Origin of the sequence: Vibrio splendidus (assembly GCF_024347615.1) — a bacterium.
Taxonomy (GTDB): domain Bacteria; phylum Pseudomonadota; class Gammaproteobacteria; order Enterobacterales; family Vibrionaceae; genus Vibrio; species Vibrio splendidus.
On sequence record NZ_AP025509.1, the window covers coordinates 1,124,637 to 1,143,103 of the forward strand.

The 18,467-nt window shown below is 45.9% G+C and carries 14 protein-coding genes; 4 read left to right on the plus strand and 10 right to left on the minus strand.

Features of this window, described 5'->3' with window-relative positions; genetic code table 11:
• Positions 1-5 precede the first annotated feature (5 nt).
• The 7 genes from OCU90_RS22275 to xsc all read right to left on the minus strand — a co-directional run bounded on the left by OCU90_RS22275 (position 6) and on the right by xsc (position 8,484).
• Positions 6-1,346: a TRAP transporter large permease gene (locus OCU90_RS22275; protein WP_004731904.1), complete on the minus strand. Its 1,341-nt coding sequence runs from the start codon at positions 1,344-1,346 to the stop codon at positions 6-8.
• Positions 1,347-1,383: 37 nt separating this feature from the next.
• Positions 1,384-1,926, minus strand: a complete 543-nt coding sequence (locus tag OCU90_RS22280; protein ID WP_004731905.1) for a TRAP transporter small permease — start codon at positions 1,924-1,926, stop codon at positions 1,384-1,386.
• A gap of 164 nt (positions 1,927-2,090) precedes the next feature.
• A complete protein-coding gene (locus OCU90_RS22285) occupies positions 2,091-3,092 on the minus strand; it encodes a TRAP transporter substrate-binding protein (RefSeq protein ID WP_061022095.1) in 1,002 nt (333 codons plus the stop codon).
• A gap of 117 nt (positions 3,093-3,209) precedes the next feature.
• On the minus strand, positions 3,210-4,676 hold the full coding sequence (locus OCU90_RS22290) for an NAD(P)/FAD-dependent oxidoreductase (RefSeq protein ID WP_061022098.1): 1,467 nt from the start codon (positions 4,674-4,676) through the stop codon (positions 3,210-3,212).
• Between the two features lie 48 nt (positions 4,677-4,724).
• Entirely contained in the window at positions 4,725-5,162 is a 438-nt protein-coding gene (locus OCU90_RS22295; RefSeq protein ID WP_016767899.1) for a nuclear transport factor 2 family protein, read from the minus strand.
• A 264-nt stretch (positions 5,163-5,426) separates the two neighbouring features.
• Positions 5,427-6,242 (minus strand): FRG domain-containing protein, encoded by an 816-nt coding sequence (locus OCU90_RS22300; RefSeq protein WP_061022100.1) that lies wholly within the window; start codon positions 6,240-6,242, stop codon positions 5,427-5,429.
• Positions 6,243-6,672: 430 nt separating this feature from the next.
• A complete protein-coding gene (gene xsc / locus OCU90_RS22305; RefSeq protein ID WP_004731917.1) occupies positions 6,673-8,484 on the minus strand; it encodes a sulfoacetaldehyde acetyltransferase in 1,812 nt (603 codons plus the stop codon).
• 262 nt (positions 8,485-8,746) lie between these two features.
• Between xsc and OCU90_RS22310 the strand changes: the two genes are divergently transcribed.
• Together OCU90_RS22310 and OCU90_RS22315 are read left to right on the plus strand one after the other, a co-directional pair.
• Positions 8,747-9,730, plus strand: coding sequence for an AAA family ATPase (locus OCU90_RS22310; protein ID WP_061022101.1), 984 nt, complete (start codon positions 8,747-8,749; stop codon positions 9,728-9,730).
• A gap of 3 nt (positions 9,731-9,733) precedes the next feature.
• Positions 9,734-11,452, plus strand: a complete 1,719-nt coding sequence (locus OCU90_RS22315) for a cobaltochelatase CobT-related protein (protein WP_061022103.1) — start codon at positions 9,734-9,736, stop codon at positions 11,450-11,452.
• Between the two features lie 84 nt (positions 11,453-11,536).
• On the opposite strand, the gene OCU90_RS22320 is transcribed toward OCU90_RS22315, so the two are convergent.
• Positions 11,537-12,301 carry a TSUP family transporter gene (locus tag OCU90_RS22320; protein ID WP_061022106.1) on the minus strand — a complete coding sequence of 255 codons (765 nt, stop codon included), beginning with the start codon at positions 12,299-12,301 and terminating at the stop codon, positions 11,537-11,539.
• 73 nt (positions 12,302-12,374) lie between these two features.
• Entirely contained in the window at positions 12,375-13,460 is a 1,086-nt protein-coding gene (gene pta / locus OCU90_RS22325; RefSeq protein WP_061022108.1) for a phosphate acetyltransferase, read from the minus strand.
• Between the two features lie 153 nt (positions 13,461-13,613).
• Here pta and OCU90_RS22330 point away from each other — a divergent pair, with 153 nt between their 5' ends.
• Together OCU90_RS22330 and OCU90_RS22335 are read left to right on the plus strand one after the other, a co-directional pair.
• The gene (locus OCU90_RS22330; RefSeq protein ID WP_004731927.1) at positions 13,614-14,402 is read left to right on the plus strand and encodes an IclR family transcriptional regulator; all 789 of its coding nucleotides are present in this window, start codon (positions 13,614-13,616) and stop codon (positions 14,400-14,402) included.
• 180 nt (positions 14,403-14,582) lie between these two features.
• Positions 14,583-16,010: an NAD-dependent succinate-semialdehyde dehydrogenase gene (locus tag OCU90_RS22335; protein ID WP_061022110.1), complete on the plus strand. Its 1,428-nt coding sequence runs from the start codon at positions 14,583-14,585 to the stop codon at positions 16,008-16,010.
• Positions 16,011-16,205: 195 nt separating this feature from the next.
• On the opposite strand, the gene OCU90_RS22340 is transcribed toward OCU90_RS22335, so the two are convergent.
• A complete protein-coding gene (locus tag OCU90_RS22340) occupies positions 16,206-18,389 on the minus strand; it encodes a malate synthase G (RefSeq protein ID WP_017094719.1) in 2,184 nt (727 codons plus the stop codon).
• Between the last annotated feature and the right edge of the window lie 78 nt (positions 18,390-18,467).

Here is an 18,467-nt window from a genome sequence, read left to right on the forward strand (position 1 = left end):
TTCTCCTAATAGCCTACTAAGGACGGTAGCCAAAGCGTAATTTGTGGGAAGAAAGCGATAACGAACACGCCAATGACGGATGCAAGCACAAAGGGATGGATCTTCGCGGTGATCTGTTCGACCGTGGCTCCGCCTATCCCCGAGGCGACAAAGATATTTTCACCGAGTGGCGGCGTAGCAAATCCTATCGAGAGCGTACATACCACCACAATACCAACGTGAGTAGGATCCGCGCCGAGCATGTACATGATTGGCAGCAAGACCGGTACGATAATCATGATCGCGGCTAACGTTTCCATGAACATGCCAACGAAAAGCAGTAACACAATAGTCAGTGCCCACACCATGTACATGTTGTCAGTGAACCCTAACAGTGACTCCGCCACCACAACTGGAATTTTTTGTTCTATTAACAAGCGACCAAATACCGTTGCCGCGAATAGAATCAGCAACACACGTCCGGTGATCCATGTCGTTGTCGACAATGATTTAATCGTGCTTTTGAACGATAACTCTCGGTGAATAAACACCCCGACAAACAGTGAATAGAAGATAGCCACAACCGCCGACTCTGTTGGTGTGAACATGCCACTGTAGATGCCCCCGAGAATCAAAAACGGAGCCAGTATCGACCAAATACCACGACGTAAAGAGTGTCTTACTTCGCCAAATGACCAGTTTTCGGTCAGCCCTTTGTAACCTTCACGTTTAGCAATAAAATAGTTAGTAACCACTAGCGTCGACGCCATAATGAAACCCGGCACAACCCCAGCAACAAACAGTTTTGGAATAGATAAAGAGGCAAACTGTCCGTGTTGAGCAATGGCCTCTGGCGGTGCCATCAATCCCATTGCGGAGATACCAAAAATAACTAGCGGAATGGATGGCGGGATAATGATACCCAATCCCCCTGAAGCGGCAGTCACCGCAGAGGCGTAGCTCTTATCGTAATCTCGCTTAACCATTGCTGGTACCATCAACATACCAACCGCAGCGGTCGTGGCTGGGCCTGAACCCGATATAGCTCCAAAGAAAAGACACGCCATTACCGTTGCAGCGCCAAGGCCACCCGTCACAGGGCCGGCTAAACTCTCGGCTATATCCACCAACCGTTTGGAGATACCCGCCGCCTCCATTAATGCGCCAGCAAGAACAAAGGCCGGCAGCGCCATTAATGGGAAGTTACCCACCGAAGTAAACGCGATTTGTACTAAAGCGATGGGATTTTTGTCGAGCAACATATAGGCCGCCATTGAAGCGCCGGCCAGTGATACTGTGATTGGTGCACCCAGAATTAACAGGGTTAAGAAGCCACCAAATAAAATTAGAGTTAAATAGGATTCCATTATTACATCTCTCTATTACGGCTATTCTCTGTGACGACTACTGTGATGACTTTTGTGCCGTCATTTTTCGCAGTTCTTTGACTTCTGGATCTTCGTTCTTAGCGCCTTTAAACAAACGCTCGTAGTTGTTCCAGATAATTCGAATCATCATCAACGAAAACGCGATAGGCAAAATCATATAGAAGTACTTCATTGGGATGCCTGTGGTTTGAGATTTCCAGAACAGGTTCATTTTGTTGAACACGAAATCGTAACTGAGATAGACAAAGTAACCGTTGAACAGCAACCATAAGAAGTCAGCGATGGTTTCACAGACGGTCTGAACAATCGGAGGGAAGAACTTGAAGTGAAAACTGACTCGGTTATGCGCCGACATTTTGGCCGCCACAACGGCGCCTAGATAGGCAAACCAAACGAACATGTAAGTCGCGACTTCATCACCCCAAGGTATGGAGTAATCGAAAAGCTGACGAGTAAGGATTTGTGTGAACAGTAATAAGACAAAGCTTGCTAGCAACAGACAACAGGTATATTCCTCGATGTTGTTAAGATGCTTTTTTATAGTTTTAGCGACTGACATATAACCTCCAATGTTGATTTCCACATGACAACCAGTCGCTCGCGGTACTGAGCAGATCAGGTACTAAACAGATCAACGAGTAAAGCCATGTAAATGCCCTATCTCACTGTTCTATCGCTAGGTGATTAAGTAGCGGAGAACAGCAGATAGGGCGTATCTGATCGTTACTTTCTACCTAGTAACTCAAGAACGTCGTCTAGCTTGTCTTTGCCACCAATGCTTGAATAGAACTTAGGCCAAACTGATTTCGTTACCTTGCTGATCCACTCTTGCTCATTGTCTGCTGGGTCTGTGAATACCATGCCTTTTGCTTGTAGCTCTTCACGGATCTTGCTTTCAGTATTCTCTAGATAAGCAAAGCTGTGTTCTGTTGCTTCCTGACCCGCTTCAAGAATGATCTTTTGCATCTCAGGTGTCTGTTGTTGGAAGACTGTTTCACTGACGATTAACGGCTCAAGTGAGAAGATGTAACGCAGGTTTGTTACGTACTTTTGTACTTCATTGAACTTCATCGCATGAACAGTGATGTATGGGTTGTCTTGACCATCAACCACACCTTGCTGCAGGCCAGTAAATGTCTCTGACCATGCCATTGGTGTTGGGTTTACACCCCATGCTTGGTACGAAGCAATCATAATTTCGTTACGAGGAACACGAATCACTAACCCTTTTAGATCCGCTGGTGAAGCGACTGATTTTTTCGAGTTAGTCAGAACCCTAAAACCAGAATAAGCCCAACCTACGATGCGAACACCTGCATCACGAATCGTGTTATCGACAAGGTCTTGACCTACTTGGCCTTGAGTTAATAGCACCGCTTCTTCTGCACTTTGGATGACGTAAGGCATGGTCAATAGACCAACCGTTGGAGAGAAAGGCGTCACGTTGTTGATCGCCAATACAGAGAAGTCGAGAAGGCCGATTGCCGCGTCGTTGACGGTGTCTTGCTCATTGCCCAATTGACCATTCGGGAACAGGTCAATTTTGACTTTGCCGTCTGTTTTTTGCTCCATCAATTCAGAAAATGATGTCGCTAATTCCCATTGAGTACCACCAGCAGCATCGCCGATAGCCATTTTAAAATTTGCTGCTGCCGCGGTATGAGATAGCATCGCTGTTGCTACAATTGTGACGCCAGCAATAATTTTATTTTTAATCAATTTCATAGTCTTAACCTTTAATATCATACAGACGTCCTGCCTGTACTTTGCTCACAAGGTGACCTGGTACAACTTTCCTGGTCGTAGTTCTATTTCCCTATTTTGGAAACAATGTTCGAGTAGCTAAAGCACTTCATCCTTTAACGAATACCACTGATAAAGGAACTGTTGCCCTACTCTTCGAAATGGTGCAAACATCTCAGATTCCACCACTTCCCTCACGTTGGGGAACGGAAGTTTTGATTCAAATATTGGCAAGTCAAGCTTATGACCTTCACCTGCGATCCACTGGGCAAGGCGCTTGCCTGCTTGAGCGGAGTACATCACACCATTGCCGCCATACCCTAGTGCGTAGAATATGGATTGCTTTGGATTCGGCTGATAGATTCTTGGCATCATGTCGTGGCTAACATCCACCCAACCCCACCATGAATAATCGATTTTGATCTGATCGAGAGAAGGGAATTTTCGGGTTAAATCCGCTCTCAACATATCTTCGTATTTCTTTTCAGGTGCATTCTTGCCACTGATGGCACTGCGTGTACCAATCTGCACTCGGTTATCCGGTAACAAACGGTAGTAATGACGCAGAATTCTGGTATCAGTAATCACCTGATTGGTTTTGAAGTTACACGCAGCGATTTCTTCTTGAGTTAACGGACGCGTCACCATAGAGTTAGAAAGTACGGGTAATAGGCGATTCTTAAGCTCTGAATGCAAACCTTGGCTGGTATACCCGCCGGTACAAACACCGACAGAGCGAGCCTTGACCACACCACATGGTGTTTTCAGGTAGTGCACACCGTTGCGTGTTTCCCAACCCATCACAGGGCTTGCTGGGTGAACTTTTACGCCGAGTGCTCTCGCCTTTCTTAGATAACCAAACGCCAGTTTCCCTGCATGAATACCAATACCTTCTGGCTCATGCATTGCGCCTGCCGCTTCTTGATCACCAACGTAATCACGCTTTACGGTTTCCGCATCTAAGATCTGCGCATCGTAATCGAACGTGTCACGCAGCAACTTGGCTTCTTTCTCGAGTGTTGCCATCACTTTTGGACGGTGAGCAACGTATAAGTGGCCACCCGGCTGCGGGTCACAATCAATGTCTTTGATCAGAGACTTAAAGGTGTTCATACCATCGACGCATTCGCGGTGCATTTTTAGCGCGGTTTCGAGTCCCCAGCGTTCAATCCACTGAGAGCGCTTCAAACGTCCTGACGCACACTGAGCCTGACCACCATTTCGGGTACTGCAACCCCAACTCATACGGTTAGCTTCAATCACAGTCGCTTTAATGCCGTACATTTCAGCAAGGTGTATCGCGGTGCTTAAGCCTGTGTAGCCTGAACCGATTATCGCTACATCGACATCCATATCCGATGTAATTGGGCCATCATCTTCAGGTGGCGCGCCTGCGGTATCTACCCAATAAGTCGGGGCGTATTCCTTGCCGTGACCTGGGCTCTTGTCTTTAAGTGGATCGTATTTTGGGTCGTATCTTTCTTTTGCTTGGGTACTTTCTTGTGCTTGGGTGCTTGTCACCTTTGGCGGCACATCGGCTGCCGGTTGTTCCATTACTAAACTCATAATTCGACTCTCCTAGTCATAACACGTGAACGGGTTGTGGTTTCGTGTCTAGCTCTTGGGAGTGTTGTTAGGAGTCAAAAGAGGTCGTGTTTTACGGAAGGCATTTTTTACGCTGATTTTTCCCTCTTTCAGGGTAAACACATCAACCATACGAGCTTCGATGACTGTGCCATCAGGGTTAGTCGCAGAGAACGTTGATTCGCTTACCGCGCGGTCACCACACACAAAGTGGACAGGGTCGCTCCAGGCTGCATCTGGAAAGTTCTGCCAAACCAATTCAAAGCTATTGCGAACGGCTTCGTACCCTTCGATAGTGTTGCCAAGCTCGCCTTCTCCTGCCACGGTGTGGAAGACACAGTCTTCGGTCATAAACGACATTAGCGCTTCAATATCATGGTTATTCCATGCATCACTAAAAGACTGTAAAAAGGCGGTGTCGACTTGGTTTTCCAGCACGAATGTCGCTGCATTGGTTTGCATATTCATATTCCAGAATCCTTTATGTTTTCGTTATTGGTTTAAATTTCAGTAGCTTTGCGCCACTTTTTTATTAGAGTGTTTAAACTAGATCTGTGAAATTTAACAACTTGATAACAAGCTTCGCCACTCTAACTTCGAGTTACTTTATAAACAATCTTTAAGCTCACAGATTTCATCTTTTTATAAATTAATTAGTGTTCTAATTTTATTTAGACAGTCACTCACTAGATTTATACGAGGTCTAAATAAAATAATTAAAAATATTAGACTTTAGTCGAAGTCAAAATCTTGATGGTACTTTCGGCCATACTGCTCAAACTGGCGATCATGAGTATTAACTTGTAATTCGATATTACCCTCACCTTTATTAATTGCTTGATTGTTATCTACATGGGCTTCATTTTTCAAATCAGCAAGTTTTTCTTCAATATATTCTGCCGGTTCATTTAAAACATTCATGGAGGTTAATTCCTTTATCAGGTTTACTTTCGCTGATGGAAGAATATGAACGGACACTAGACCGTTTGAATATTCTTTATCATCGTACAAAGGCTGAATGGCATCATTGCCACCTTCCTTAAATGGGTGAATGGAATACCACTTATCCTTTCGTTGCTCTTGTTGATCACAATCAGCCACATTGAATATCTGAGTTCTATTCAGGTCACATGGTGAGTTAAAAACACTAACCTTATGATAATCAATGGCTTTAATAATATTGATACAGTCTTTGCTTTGGCTATGACACACAGACCACAACGCATTGACCAGGTTATCTGTCCACTCAAGTAAACGGGTTGGAAACCCCTGTTTCTTGGCTAAACACATCAATAACCAATCATTTATCTCGTGTGCATTCAACGAATGCCCGCCATAAACTCTCACGGTCGAAAGAAGCTCTTGTTCGACACGGCGAATATTCTTTCGATTTGAGCGACCTAAGCTTGGCATCAGGTTATTATTTTCATAATCACACACGTTATAAATCAAACCACGATGCCCACTACACTCTGTAATAAGTGAATCGATTATTTTATACAGCTCGTCGAGTGAGCTTATATAATGTTTATTTTTCACAACATGCATACTACGATTCACTTAATTTAAATCCGGTAAAATCCAAATATCAACAACCCTATCTATCGATGATAAAAATCAACCAATAATAACGATTGACCAATAGTCAACGAGTGTCGTTATTTTATTTTCTTCTAAAATGATAATAAGTATATATATTCATAAACAAGTATCAGCATTAGAACCATTCACTAAGTAGCTATGAGTTAATGGTCGATTAATAATAACGAGTAACAAAGTTTATATAGCTATAACCACTTATTTTCCTAATGAACATTTAATTAGTGTTCTAATGTTTAACTGGAAATTATTGAACTAAGCGTTTACGTTCTTCACCTAAGTCCTTTGCCAATACCCGTTGGTATTGCCCGACCACATTCTCGATAGCACTTTCTCTAACACTCTCGAGATTTCTGTGGCCGGACAAACTTCCTATGACTTATACGTAATCTTTGTATTTATCTAGGAAACGAACCGGTGTTGATAGTGCATCTCGGCGGAACGGGTCGCCCAATTCCTGAGTACACATGATTTCAATGATGGTTGTTTTGCCTTCGTTCATCTGCATGTCGATGGCTTTTTGCAAGGTTGGACCTACATCTTCTAGCTTATCAACCGTGATACCTTCAGCGCCCATAGCTCTTGCGATTTCTGCAAAGCTTTGGTTTTCAAGTTCACCAGCAACAAAGCGTCGGTTGTAGAAGTCGACTTGGTTCTTCTTCTCTGCACCCCATTGACGGTTGTGGAATACCACGGCTGTCACTGGAATGTTATGGCGAACACATGTCATGGTTTCCATCAAGCTCATGCCCCACGCACCGTCGCCTGCATATGAAATAGCGGGGCGATGAGGTGCCGCAGCTTTCGCACCAATGATGGTCGGGAACGCGTAACCACAGTTACCGAAACTCATTGCAGCAAAGAAGCTACGTGGTTTTTCAAAGCGTAAGTAGCTGTTTGCCACTGAGTTGATGTTACCGATATCCGTCGAGACCATTACGTCTTCTGGCATCGCTTTTTCTAGCTCACGCAATACTTGGCGTGGGTGTAAGTATTCGCCACCAGAGAACGGAGTCTCGTGTGAGTTTTCCTCAATCATATCCAAGCTGAAAGAGTCACGTTCGTGTGTCCACTCATCAAGCTCTTTTTCCCACAGTGCTTTCTCTGTTGCGACTGTGTCTTGACGAGCGCCTTTGTTGTCATCACACAACAGTGCGCGGCCTTCCAACCTTTCAGATAGAGCAACAGCTGCTGCTTTCGCATCACCACAGATACCAACCGAAATCTTCTTAACCAGACCAAGCATCTTGTTGTCAGCATCAATCTGAATGATTTTCGCGTTCTTCGGCCAGTAGTCCATGCCATGTTGAGGCAAGGTACCAAATGGACCAAGACGTGTACCCAAAGCGATAACCACATCCGCTTGAGCCATCAATTTCATTGCTGCTTTCGAACCTTGGTAGCCTAAAGGACCACACCATAATGGGTGACTAGCAGGGAAAGAGTCATTGTGTAGGTAGCTGTTCACAACAGGAGCACCCAGTCTTTCTGCTAATGCCGCACACTCTTGAACTGCATCTGCCATGACCACGCCGCCACCAGAAATGATGACTGGGAACTTCGCTTCAGCAATCAGGTCTGCCGCTTCATTTAGAGATTTTTCACCACCTGGACCACGGTCTAAGCGCGCGGGTTTAGGGATCTCGGTTTGTGTTTCACCGTAGAAATAGTCACGTGGAATATTCAGTTGAGTTGGACCCATTTCACTCATCGCACGGTCGAAGCATCGGCCTGTGTATTCCGCCATACGGTCTGGGTGCGTTACGTGTCCTTGATACTTAGTAAACTCTTGGAACATTGGAAGCTGGTTACATTCTTGGAAACCACCTAAGCCCATTGTTTTAGTGCCTGTCTCTGGCGTCACAATTACGACCGGGCTATGTGCCCAGAACGCAGCTGCAATTGCTGTTACACAGTTACTAATACCAGGGCCATTTTGCCCGATGACTACACCGTGGCGACCCGATACACGAGAATAACCATCTGCCATGTGGGCAGCGCCTTGCTCGTGTACTACTGGAACCAATCGAATGCCAGCAGGAGCAAAGATATCCATTGCGTCCATAAATGCCGACCCCATGATGCCGAACATATCGGTAACATCATTAGCAACCATAGTTTCAACGAACGCTTCTGATGGTGTCATTGTTACTGTGCCGGAAACAACCGTACGTTTTTCTTGCTCGCTCATTCTTCCATTCTCCTTGAGTTAACCAAAATTTCATTTTTCGGAATAAATTGTCTCTTTTTCGAATTCATTTTCACCTTAGTAGTAGAATTTTTGCGCGTCAACTTTTTATATTAAATTGGAACAATTCATTCTAATTAATAAAACTGGATCACATTATTGGTAGTTTTTCGTACAAAAAGTGCCGTTAACTTAACTGGAGCTGTTAATAATCGATGACATATCGCGATAGCAGCGACAAGTGATGAGCTATATAGAGGGAAATATGATGAAAGAGGCGGAATTGGTACCAACGCAGCCGGTAAGCGTGAGAGAACGCTTTGGCATCGACAGTAACCTAACCGTGATGGCATTTGAACATCCGGGTGAATATGTGCCGAGAGTCGATCCTAATTACTGTTTTGACCCCGAAGTGACGCTGGCTATATTGGCAGGGTTCACCTCCAATCGTCGCACATTGATACAAGGCACGCACGGAACGGGCAAGTCTTCTCACATTGAGCAAATTGCCGCGAGATTGAATTGGCCGTGTTTGAGGATCAACCTAGACGGACACCTGAGTCGATTGGATTTCATAGGTAAAGACAGCATCGTCATTAAAGACGGAATGCAGGTAACAGAGTTTAAAGAAGGCATTCTTCCTCAGAGCATTCAACAACCCATCGCACTGGTATTGGATGAGTACGACGCTGGTCGCCCTGACGTGATGTTTGTGATTCAGCAGTTGTTAGAGCAAGACGGAAAGTACACCTCTTTAGAACAAAACCGGGTGATCACACCTCACCCTTCTTTCCGCCTGTTTGCTACCTGCAACACGCTTGGCTTGGGTAACTTTTCAGGTTTGTATTCGGGTACTCAGGTGCTTAACCACAGTCAGTTAGATAGATGGAACATCATCGCTACGCTCAACTATTTAGATCCACAACATGAAACCAAGATCGTGTTATCCAAGCTTCCAGAGCTGAATAATGAAAGTGGCCGACAACTGGTTGAGAAAATGATCGCAACCGCAGGATTAACGCGTAACGGGTTTCGGGCTGGCGACCTTTCGACTGTGATGTCTCCGCGAACAGTGCTCACTTGGGCTGAAAACATCCAAATATTCGACGATGTAGCGACGGCATTTAGGTTGTCATTCTTGAATCGCTGTGAAGACGAAGAGAAAGAACTGGTTAGCGAATACTATTTCCGTTGCTTTGGTGAAGCCTTGGAAACGCATACTCAAAACTATTCGCACTCGGAGTCGTAAACCATGGCCAATGTTTCTTCCCAGCAGAAAAAGACCCTCGATATTGGCGTGTCTGTCGCCAGAGCGATCAGCGGTGAGTTGAGTCTGAATTATCGGGGAGAACGTCTCTATAAAGGCAATAGCCCCTGTTATTACCAGTCTGCACACACCAACGATCTCACCTTTGTTTCTCGCCATGAGCTTAGAAACAGCAAGCTTTCGATGCAAGGCAAGATCGATTCATCGGCACTGCGACTATTGCTTTCAGACGCTCACCTCCATTATTCATTACGCCCTAAAAACGAAGTCGAACGTCTGTTATACGATTTCTGCGAACAGGTCAGAATTGAATCTCAAGTCCCGCCTTATCTAAAAGGCGTGACCACCAGCATCCAATTCAACTTTGCGTATTGGAGCAACCAATATCATCAAAATGGCTTTACCGAATCACGAATAGGCATGTTGCTGTTTACACTGATGCAAGTCATCTACACCCGCTTAACTGGCGTTCCGGTGTCTGAGCCTATCGCTGAGACCATTGAATCGACTCGCGCCGGCATCGTGCCTACTTTTGGGCATAGCCTGAAGCGCTTAAAACAACATAGAACCGACCAACAACAGTTTGCACACTGCGCCAACGAGTTGGCAGCCCTTGCACAAGAGCTCATCGACCAAGAGCAAGAGAGCGATAGCTCGGCTACGCCAACCGTTGAAGAAGACATAAAAATCCTTGCGCAGCTTGCCCTTATCGTTGATGGAGACATTCAAGATCAAGACGTCGATACTGACATCACGGGCAGTAGCAAGGTGTTCGAGCTTTCGGGCGCGAATTATCAGGTCTTTAATTCAGAATTTGATCAAGTCATCGCCGCAGACAAACTCGTCAGGCGCGCCCTATTACTCGAACTGAGACAGAAACTCACCGATGACATCATGGCGAGACAAGTAAACACTCGCCGTTTGGCCGCTATGCTCACTAGCTTTGTCGCCACGCTACAAAGGAACCGACGTCAGGACCATTTAGAAGAAGGCATTGTTAACGCCACTACCATCACCAAGCTCATCACTGCGCCATTGGATCGCACTGTCTTTTATCAACCTGACATCGGCGCATCTCATCAATGTGCCATCACGTTTTTGATGGACTGCTCAGGTTCAATGCAGAAACACAGTCACAAGCTAAGTCTACTGATAGATACAATTCTCAAATCCGTTGGACTGGCCAACATTCCATTTGAGATTATTGGCTTCACCACCAACAACTGGAATGGTGGCAAGGTCTATCGACAGTGGCTTAAACAAGGCCAACCAAAGCACCCAGGCCGCTTGAACGAAGTTCGGCACATCGTGTTTAAGGATTTTGATACGCATTGGAGACGATCTCGCCTTGGCATTGCGAGTCTTCGTAAAGCAGACGTCTTTAAAGAAGGGATTGATGGCGAAGCGGTGCAGTTCGCTAGCCAGCGGTTGCAACAGCACACTGCTCAACGAAAGGTTTTGATCGTGTTCTCAGACGGCTGCCCAATGGATACCGCCACCAGCACCGCCAACGATCAGTTCTATTTGGATAACCACCTCAAACAAGTCATTGAACGTGAGTCGATCAAAAACGGAATTGAGATTCATGGCGTGGGGATGGGCGTCGATTTAAGCCCGTACTACCGCAGTAACATCACCTTAGATGTGCAGGAGAGCTGCTTATTTGGATTATCTAAGAGCGTAGTTGAGATGCTAAAGCGCTGACGTGTCAGTGAGGAGGGTGTCATCAAGCATTAAACGAGAATCAAGCCCTCCTCCTTCAAAGATAATTTTGATAAAGAAAACGTTCTAAGCCAAAAACAACGACCATACAGAGACCGCCATCAAATACCCGCCTATCAACATCAACACAATAAACACTAACTTTCTGAGTTGATCATTAGACAACGGCGGTGGGAAACGTCGAGCAAACATCGTGACAAGCGCTACCAAGGGAACAGCAATAGCAGATAACCACAGTATGCTCTGTTCCATGTCGCCTGCAGCGTAGACATTGACAGTACGCGACATCGACGTACAAGCGAAAACCATCAGCAGTGTGCTTCGCACCAGATCGAGCGTAAAAGGCTGCCGATAAAGATGATAAACAATCGGTGGACCTGCCATCCCAAACAACCCACCCGCTAACCCAGAGCTAAAGCCTGAGACAAGAAAACATACGGTTGCCGAGCGATCCTTTCTGGTTTTAGGTTTGAACATAAAGCTCAGACCTGCGAATAGCACCATCGCACCCAATAGTCCTCGGAGAATATGCGTTGCCGAATCGCTTAACTCGTCCAGCAAGTACACCCCCATCGAAACGCCGGGAATAATACCGATGACCAACACCACCAGAATCTTGAGTTCCCCAAGCAGTGGCTTACCCATCAATGCAACCAAGCAATTGAACAAAGTCACAATACTGACCACAGCAGCTATAACGGGTAAGGAAACCAGATTAAGGCTAACCGTTAAACCAATCACGATGATACCGAGGCCAAATCCGGTGACAGTTTGAAAATAGGTACCCACCGCAATAGTGGTAAGAATGGCGAGTAAAACAGGTAACTCCATTAGCAATCCTAATTAGGTTGTTTGGGGATTGGATATGAGTGCGAATTTGAGTGCTAGATTCAGGAGCGAGATGTTAATACCTAAAATCAAACGTCGACTCTTGTCTTTCTTCAACCTCAGCTTCAACCTCAGCTTCAGTATCAGCCTTAGAGTCAGACACTTTCCCTTGCTGCGCTTGTACCGCGGTCACCGCGATCACATTAAAGATGTCTTGTGCGCAACACCCTCTTGATAAGTCATTCGCAGGTTGATTCAACCCTTGTAACAGTGGACCAATCGCAACTGCCCCGCCTAACCTTTCCGCAAGCTTATAACCAATATTACCTGCTTCTAAATTGGGAAATATCAACACGTTCGATTGACCTTTCACCTCTGAATCTGGCAGCTTTTTCGCGGCAATCTCAGTCACAATTGCGGCATCGAGTTGAACATCCTGATCGACGGCGATTCCGGGACAACGTTGTTTTACGAGTTGAGCCGCATTACGAACCTTATCGACCGATTCGTGCTTGGCACTGCCGTTGGTCGAAAAAGACAGCATTGCGACTTTAGGTTCTTCCATCAGTAGCGTTTGAGCGCTGTTTGATGCGGCTACGGCAATCGATGCTAGCTCGGTTTCATTGGGGTTAATCACCAAACCACAGTCACTGAAAATCATGCCGCCTTTAAGATTATGGAAAGGCTCACACAACATCATCAGAAAGAAACTCGATACCAATTCACTGTCTGGCGCGGGGCCGATAATCTGAAGCGCAGCTCGCACCACATCAGACGTGGTATAAACCGCACCATTAACTGTGCCATCCACCAGCCCCTCTCTGACCATCAGGTTGGCAAAAACGAGTGGGTCTAGAACCAGCTCTAGCGCGTCATCGTAAGTCATACCTTTCCCTTTTCTTAACGTATACAACCGCTCAGCGAGCACTTCTTTGAGTGATGACGCCTGTGGGGAAACAATATGAATGCCTACAAGATCAATGTGATGCAATTCTGCAGCAGCGATGATCGCTGGTTCATCCCCGACTAAGGTGATGTAAGCGAGCTGTTTGTCTATCGCCATTCTTGCGGCTGCTAGTACTCGCGGGTCCTCAGCTTCACTCAAAACCACTCGCTTACGATCTAAGTGAGCCTTGTCAATAATCCGTTCAATCGCCTTCATCTTAAATTCCATTTATTGAGATTAATTGTTCCATAATTTATATTTATATTATTGGAATAATAAAAAAGGTCAAATTTTATTCAGATAATTGAAGAATAATGATTTGGTATGTACACTCTTAGGCATAGACATATCACAAGGATGGATCATTATATGCAAACAGAAACACCACCAGTTCAAGGGGATACACCGACTCTCCGACTTTTTGCACTATTAGAGGTGATAGCGCAAAAAGACGAGTTTATTTCTCTTCAAGGATTAGTCGAAGAAACTGGACTGCCAAAACCTACGCTGCACCGAATGCTTCAGCAGTTAGAAGCGGCAGGCATTATTCAAAGAGACGGCGATGAGAAGCACTACAGCTCAGGTATTCGACTCAGAAAGCTTGCCGAAAACCTATTGTTGAATAGCACCATGCACAGTGCCCGACGCACCATTCTTGAAAACCTGAGAGCAGAAGTTGGTGAAAGCTGTAACCTAACGGCGCTATCAAGTGGCGAGATCATCTATCTTGATCGCGCAGAAACTGAAGCACCCCTTCGTTTTCATCTACACCCAGGTTCTCGCGTCCCAGTGCATTGCTCTGCAAGCGGAAAACTGTTTTTGGCACACATGTCTAAGTCACAGCGCAGACGATTAATTGAAAATGTGCCACTGACTCAATACACCGTGAACACCATTACAGACTATTCGATGTTAGAGAAAGACATCGAAGAAGCAAAAATCCAAGGCTTTGCGATTGATGACGAAGAATTTTTGCCGGGCTTAGTCTGTATCGCCGTGCTGATCCCGTCATCTACGGGTCAATCAAACCTCGGCCTAGCGATACAAGCGCCCGTAATTCGAGTCAAACCCGATGAAGCGATCAAGTACCTACCCGCTCTTCAGAAAGCCGCAAAAGCGCTAGCGAAAATAGAGTCTGATAATTGGAGTCAACAATAGGTCATTTTCTTAGACCGCTTCGAGTGGCTATCGCTTCGCAAGCAACAACTTAAGCACTAACGAGCTAACGAGCTAACGACCACTATCTTCGACCAATCAACGGTTGGTCGAAGTCATTTGAACACTCGCCAACCCGCATATAAGCAACACGTCTAAAGTAATCACAACAAAGGAATCACGATGCTAAACATTAAGAACCAGCACTTACTCTCTTTTATGGTGACAGAAGCGAACAACGCAGTTGCAGTCACAAACCCAGCGACAGGTGAACTCGTCGGACACGCACCTATTTCATCACAAGCAGAGTTAGCAAACGCGATTGAACGTGCTCATGTTGCACAGAAAGAGTGGGCCAGGGTTCCAGCTAAATCTCGTGCTGCATCACTGCACCGTTGGCACCAACTGATCCTTGAAAACAAAGAAGATCTGGCTCGAATCATGACGATTGAGCAGGGTAAACCGTTATCAGAAGCGACAGGCGAAGTCGTGTATGGCGCGAGCTTTATTGAGTGGTTCGCAGAAGAAGCCAAGCGTACTTATGGTGATTCTATTCCTAGCACAGTCGCTGGCAAACGCTTGGTGACCATCAAGCAGCCTATTGGAGTCGCGTGTGCAATTACGCCATGGAACTTCCCTATTGCAATGATCACTCGTAAAGCAGCTCCAGCCTTGGCAGCCGGTTGTAGCTTTGTCGTAAAACCTTCAGATGAAACACCGCTTTCTGCGTTTGCTGTGGTTGAACTGGCTTATCAAGCGGGTATCCCGAAAGATCTACTTCAAGTCGTTCTTGGTGAAAGCCCTGAGCAAGTTGGCACCCTATTCACTTCTCATCCACTGATTAAAAAAATCTCTTTCACGGGCTCGACTCGAGTCGGCAGTATCTTGATGGCTCAAGCGGCAAAAGGCATCAAACGCACTTCTATGGAGCTCGGTGGCAACGCACCTTTTATTGTGTTTGACGATGCAGACATCGACGCGGCGGTTCAAGGCGCAATGGCGTCAAAATTCCGTAACGCGGGACAAACATGTGTCTGTGCAAACCGATTCTACGTTCACAGTAAAGTGTACGATGAGTTCGTGGCTAAATTCGATCAAGCGGTTCAGCAGCTTAAGATTGGTAACGGCTTAGATGAAGGTGTCACCATTGGTCCTGTTGTCAGTCAGAATGCGAAGAACAACATCCAAGCATTAATAGACAGAGCGGTAGAACAAGGCGCGACACCTGTGACGCCAACTCAAGAGCTTGATGGGCTTTTCCTTCAGCCTGTCATTCTGAAAAATGTGAAACACAGCATGGACATTGTTCAGCAAGAGATCTTTGGTCCTGTCGCTCCTGTGATGCAATTCGAGACAGACGAAGAGCTTATTGAGATGGCAAACGACACCATTTATGGATTAGCGTCGTACTTCTACAGCCAGAACATTCATCGAGTATGGAACATCGCAGAGGCACTTGAGTACGGTATGGTCGGTATTAATGATGGCCTCATCTCAACCGAGGTCGCGCCCTTCGGCGGTGTTAAGCAATCAGGTATTGGCCGTGAAGGAGCTAAAGAAGGCATTGATGAATACATGGATATCAAGTATCTGTGCTTTGGTAGTAACTAGGTTTCGGCAGTGATTAGGGCTCGGAAATAATTAAGTCTTAGTGATCACTAACCTGCCCCACTTTCCACCTTTCCCACCACAAAAATGAATCAAAAAAAAGCCGCGCTATAAAAGCGCGGCACCTTGGGCTCGGTTAAAGGGGGTTTCTTTTTTTTAGTATTTTACATTCTCTGTTTTTGTTATTGGGTTGCTTCTCTATCCCTGTGCTTTCAGTTTTAGACGCATAGCATGCAGCACTGGCTCGGTGTAACCACTAGGCTGAGCACAGCCTTCGAATACCAACTGACACGCTGCTGAAAATGCGATGCTGTTTTCAAAGTCAGGTGCCATATTACGGTAGCTCGGGTCGCCAGCGTTTTGCTCGTCAACTACTGCGGCCATGCGCTTCATGGTTTTCATTACTTGGGCTTCATTACAAATCCCATGACGTAACCAGTTCGCAATGTGTTGGCTCGAAATACGCAGCGTAGCGCGGTCTTCCATCAAACCTACATCGTTAATATCTGGCACCTTAGAACACCCGACGCCTTGGTCAATCCAACGCACTACGTAACCAAGAATACCTTGCGTATTGTTGTCCAATTCGTTTTGGATATCTTGAGCGGTCAGCTTTTGATTACCTAATAGCGGAATAGTCAGAATATCATCGACGTTCGCTCTCACACGCTCACGAAGCTCTTTCTGGCGGCTTGGTACACTCACCTTGTGATAGTGCAAGGCATGCAAAGTCGCGGCAGTTGGAGAAGGAACCCAAGCAGTATTTGCGCCCGCTTGTGGGTGTCCGATTTTCGCGTCCATCATCTTCGCCATATTGTCTGGCTCTGGCCACATACCTTTACCAATCTGGGCTTTACCTTGCAGGCCACAAGCTAAGCCAAGGTCAACGTTCTGATCTTCGTATGCGCCAATCCAAGTCATGGTTTTCAGCTGTGTTTTAGGAGCGAATGGTCCTGCTTCCATACTGGTGTGAATCTCATCACCCGTTCGGTCTAAGAAACCTGTGTTGATGAACACAACACGATCTTTAGCCGCTCGAATACATTCTTTAAGGTTAACCGAAGTACGACGCTCTTCGTCCATGATGCCAACTTTGATCGTGAATCGATCTAGCCCTAATGCATCTTCAATGCGGCCAAACAGCTCATTGGTGAACGCGACTTCTTCAGGACCATGCATCTTAGGTTTTACAATATTGATACTGTTCGCGGTCGAGTTTTGGTAAGCACTGTTCCCTTTTAAATCGTGCATTGCGATTAACGAGGTGACCATGCCATCCATAATGCCTTCAGGGACTTCATTGCCTTGAGCATCAATAATGGCAGGGTTGGTCATTAGGTGGCCCACATTGCGTATGAACAACATGCTGCGACCTTTCAGCGAGATCTCGCCGCCCGTCACACTGGTGTATTGACGGTCTGGATTAAGGTTACGAACGATGGTTTTGCCATTTTTCTCTAGCGACTCTTGTAAGTCACCTTTCATCAAGCCTAACCAGTTACGGTAAGCCAGTGCTTTGTCTTCACCGTCAACCGCAGCGACCGAGTCTTCGCAATCCATAATGGTGGTGAGAGCCGATTCCACCAACACATCTTTAATGCCAGCCACATCAACGCTGCCAATTGGTGCGCTTGGGTCAATTTGAATTTCAATATGTAGATTGTTGTGCTTAAGCAGAATACTTGAAGGGGCACTAGCATCACCTTGATAACCAATGAACTGGTTGCGATCAATCAGAGTGACTTCTTCGCCGTTGTCTAAGGTCGCTGTCAGTGTATTGCCAATACTGACGTTGCTGATGCTGTATTTGGTGACGTCTTTATGAGATACACCGTTTAACGGTGCAGCGTCATCAAGGAAACCTCGAGCGTAGCTCACCACTTTAGCACCGCGTACCGGGTTAAAGCTTCCTCCCTTTTCCGCGCCGTCACTTTCACTGATGACATCGGTTCCGTAGAGCGCATCGTATAAACTTCCCCAACGCGCATTAGCCGCGTTAAGTGCAAAACGTGCATTCATAATAGGTACAACAAGCTGCGGACCCGCTTGTGTTGCAATTTCAGGCTCAACGCTGGCAGTCGTTACTTGAAAGTCATCACCCTCAGGAACTAGGTAGCCAATCTGCTGTAAGAACTGTTTGTACTCGGCCGCATCTAGCGTTTGTCCCGCACGCTCTTGGTGCCAAACGTCAATTTGATGTTGAAGATCTTCACGCTTGATAAGCAGTGCGCGGTTCTTGGGAGCCAAGTCTTCAAGGATAGTTGCAAATGATTGCCAAAAGTCTTCAGCGACAATGCCTGTTCCAGGAATGACCTGCTCATTAATTAATTGGTAGAGGGTGCTATCAATGTTCAAGCTTCCCTGTTGAATACGACTGCTCATAAAATCTCTCTCAAACTAACTGATGACTACTCATTAAATCTACGTAACTGGCTTAAATTCACGTTACTAGCTCAAATT

Coding starts and splice junctions, on each gene's coding strand:
- OCU90_RS22275 (WP_004731904.1), bottom strand. CDS start 1,346: ATGGAATCCTATTTAACTCTAATTTTATTTGGTGGCTTCTTAACCCTG.
- OCU90_RS22280 (WP_004731905.1), bottom strand. CDS start 1,926: ATGTCAGTCGCTAAAACTATAAAAAAGCATCTTAACAACATCGAGGAA.
- OCU90_RS22285 (WP_061022095.1), bottom strand. CDS start 3,092: ATGAAATTGATTAAAAATAAAATTATTGCTGGCGTCACAATTGTAGCA.
- OCU90_RS22290 (WP_061022098.1), bottom strand. CDS start 4,676: ATGAGTTTAGTAATGGAACAACCGGCAGCCGATGTGCCGCCAAAGGTG.
- OCU90_RS22295 (WP_016767899.1), bottom strand. CDS start 5,162: ATGAATATGCAAACCAATGCAGCGACATTCGTGCTGGAAAACCAAGTC.
- OCU90_RS22300 (WP_061022100.1), bottom strand. CDS start 6,242: ATGCATGTTGTGAAAAATAAACATTATATAAGCTCACTCGACGAGCTG.
- xsc (WP_004731917.1), bottom strand. CDS start 8,484: ATGAGCGAGCAAGAAAAACGTACGGTTGTTTCCGGCACAGTAACAATG.
- OCU90_RS22310 (WP_061022101.1), top strand. CDS start 8,747: ATGATGAAAGAGGCGGAATTGGTACCAACGCAGCCGGTAAGCGTGAGA.
- OCU90_RS22315 (WP_061022103.1), top strand. CDS start 9,734: ATGGCCAATGTTTCTTCCCAGCAGAAAAAGACCCTCGATATTGGCGTG.
- OCU90_RS22320 (WP_061022106.1), bottom strand. CDS start 12,301: ATGGAGTTACCTGTTTTACTCGCCATTCTTACCACTATTGCGGTGGGT.
- pta (WP_061022108.1), bottom strand. CDS start 13,460: ATGAAGGCGATTGAACGGATTATTGACAAGGCTCACTTAGATCGTAAG.
- OCU90_RS22330 (WP_004731927.1), top strand. CDS start 13,614: ATGCAAACAGAAACACCACCAGTTCAAGGGGATACACCGACTCTCCGA.
- OCU90_RS22335 (WP_061022110.1), top strand. CDS start 14,583: ATGCTAAACATTAAGAACCAGCACTTACTCTCTTTTATGGTGACAGAA.
- OCU90_RS22340 (WP_017094719.1), bottom strand. CDS start 18,389: ATGAGCAGTCGTATTCAACAGGGAAGCTTGAACATTGATAGCACCCTC.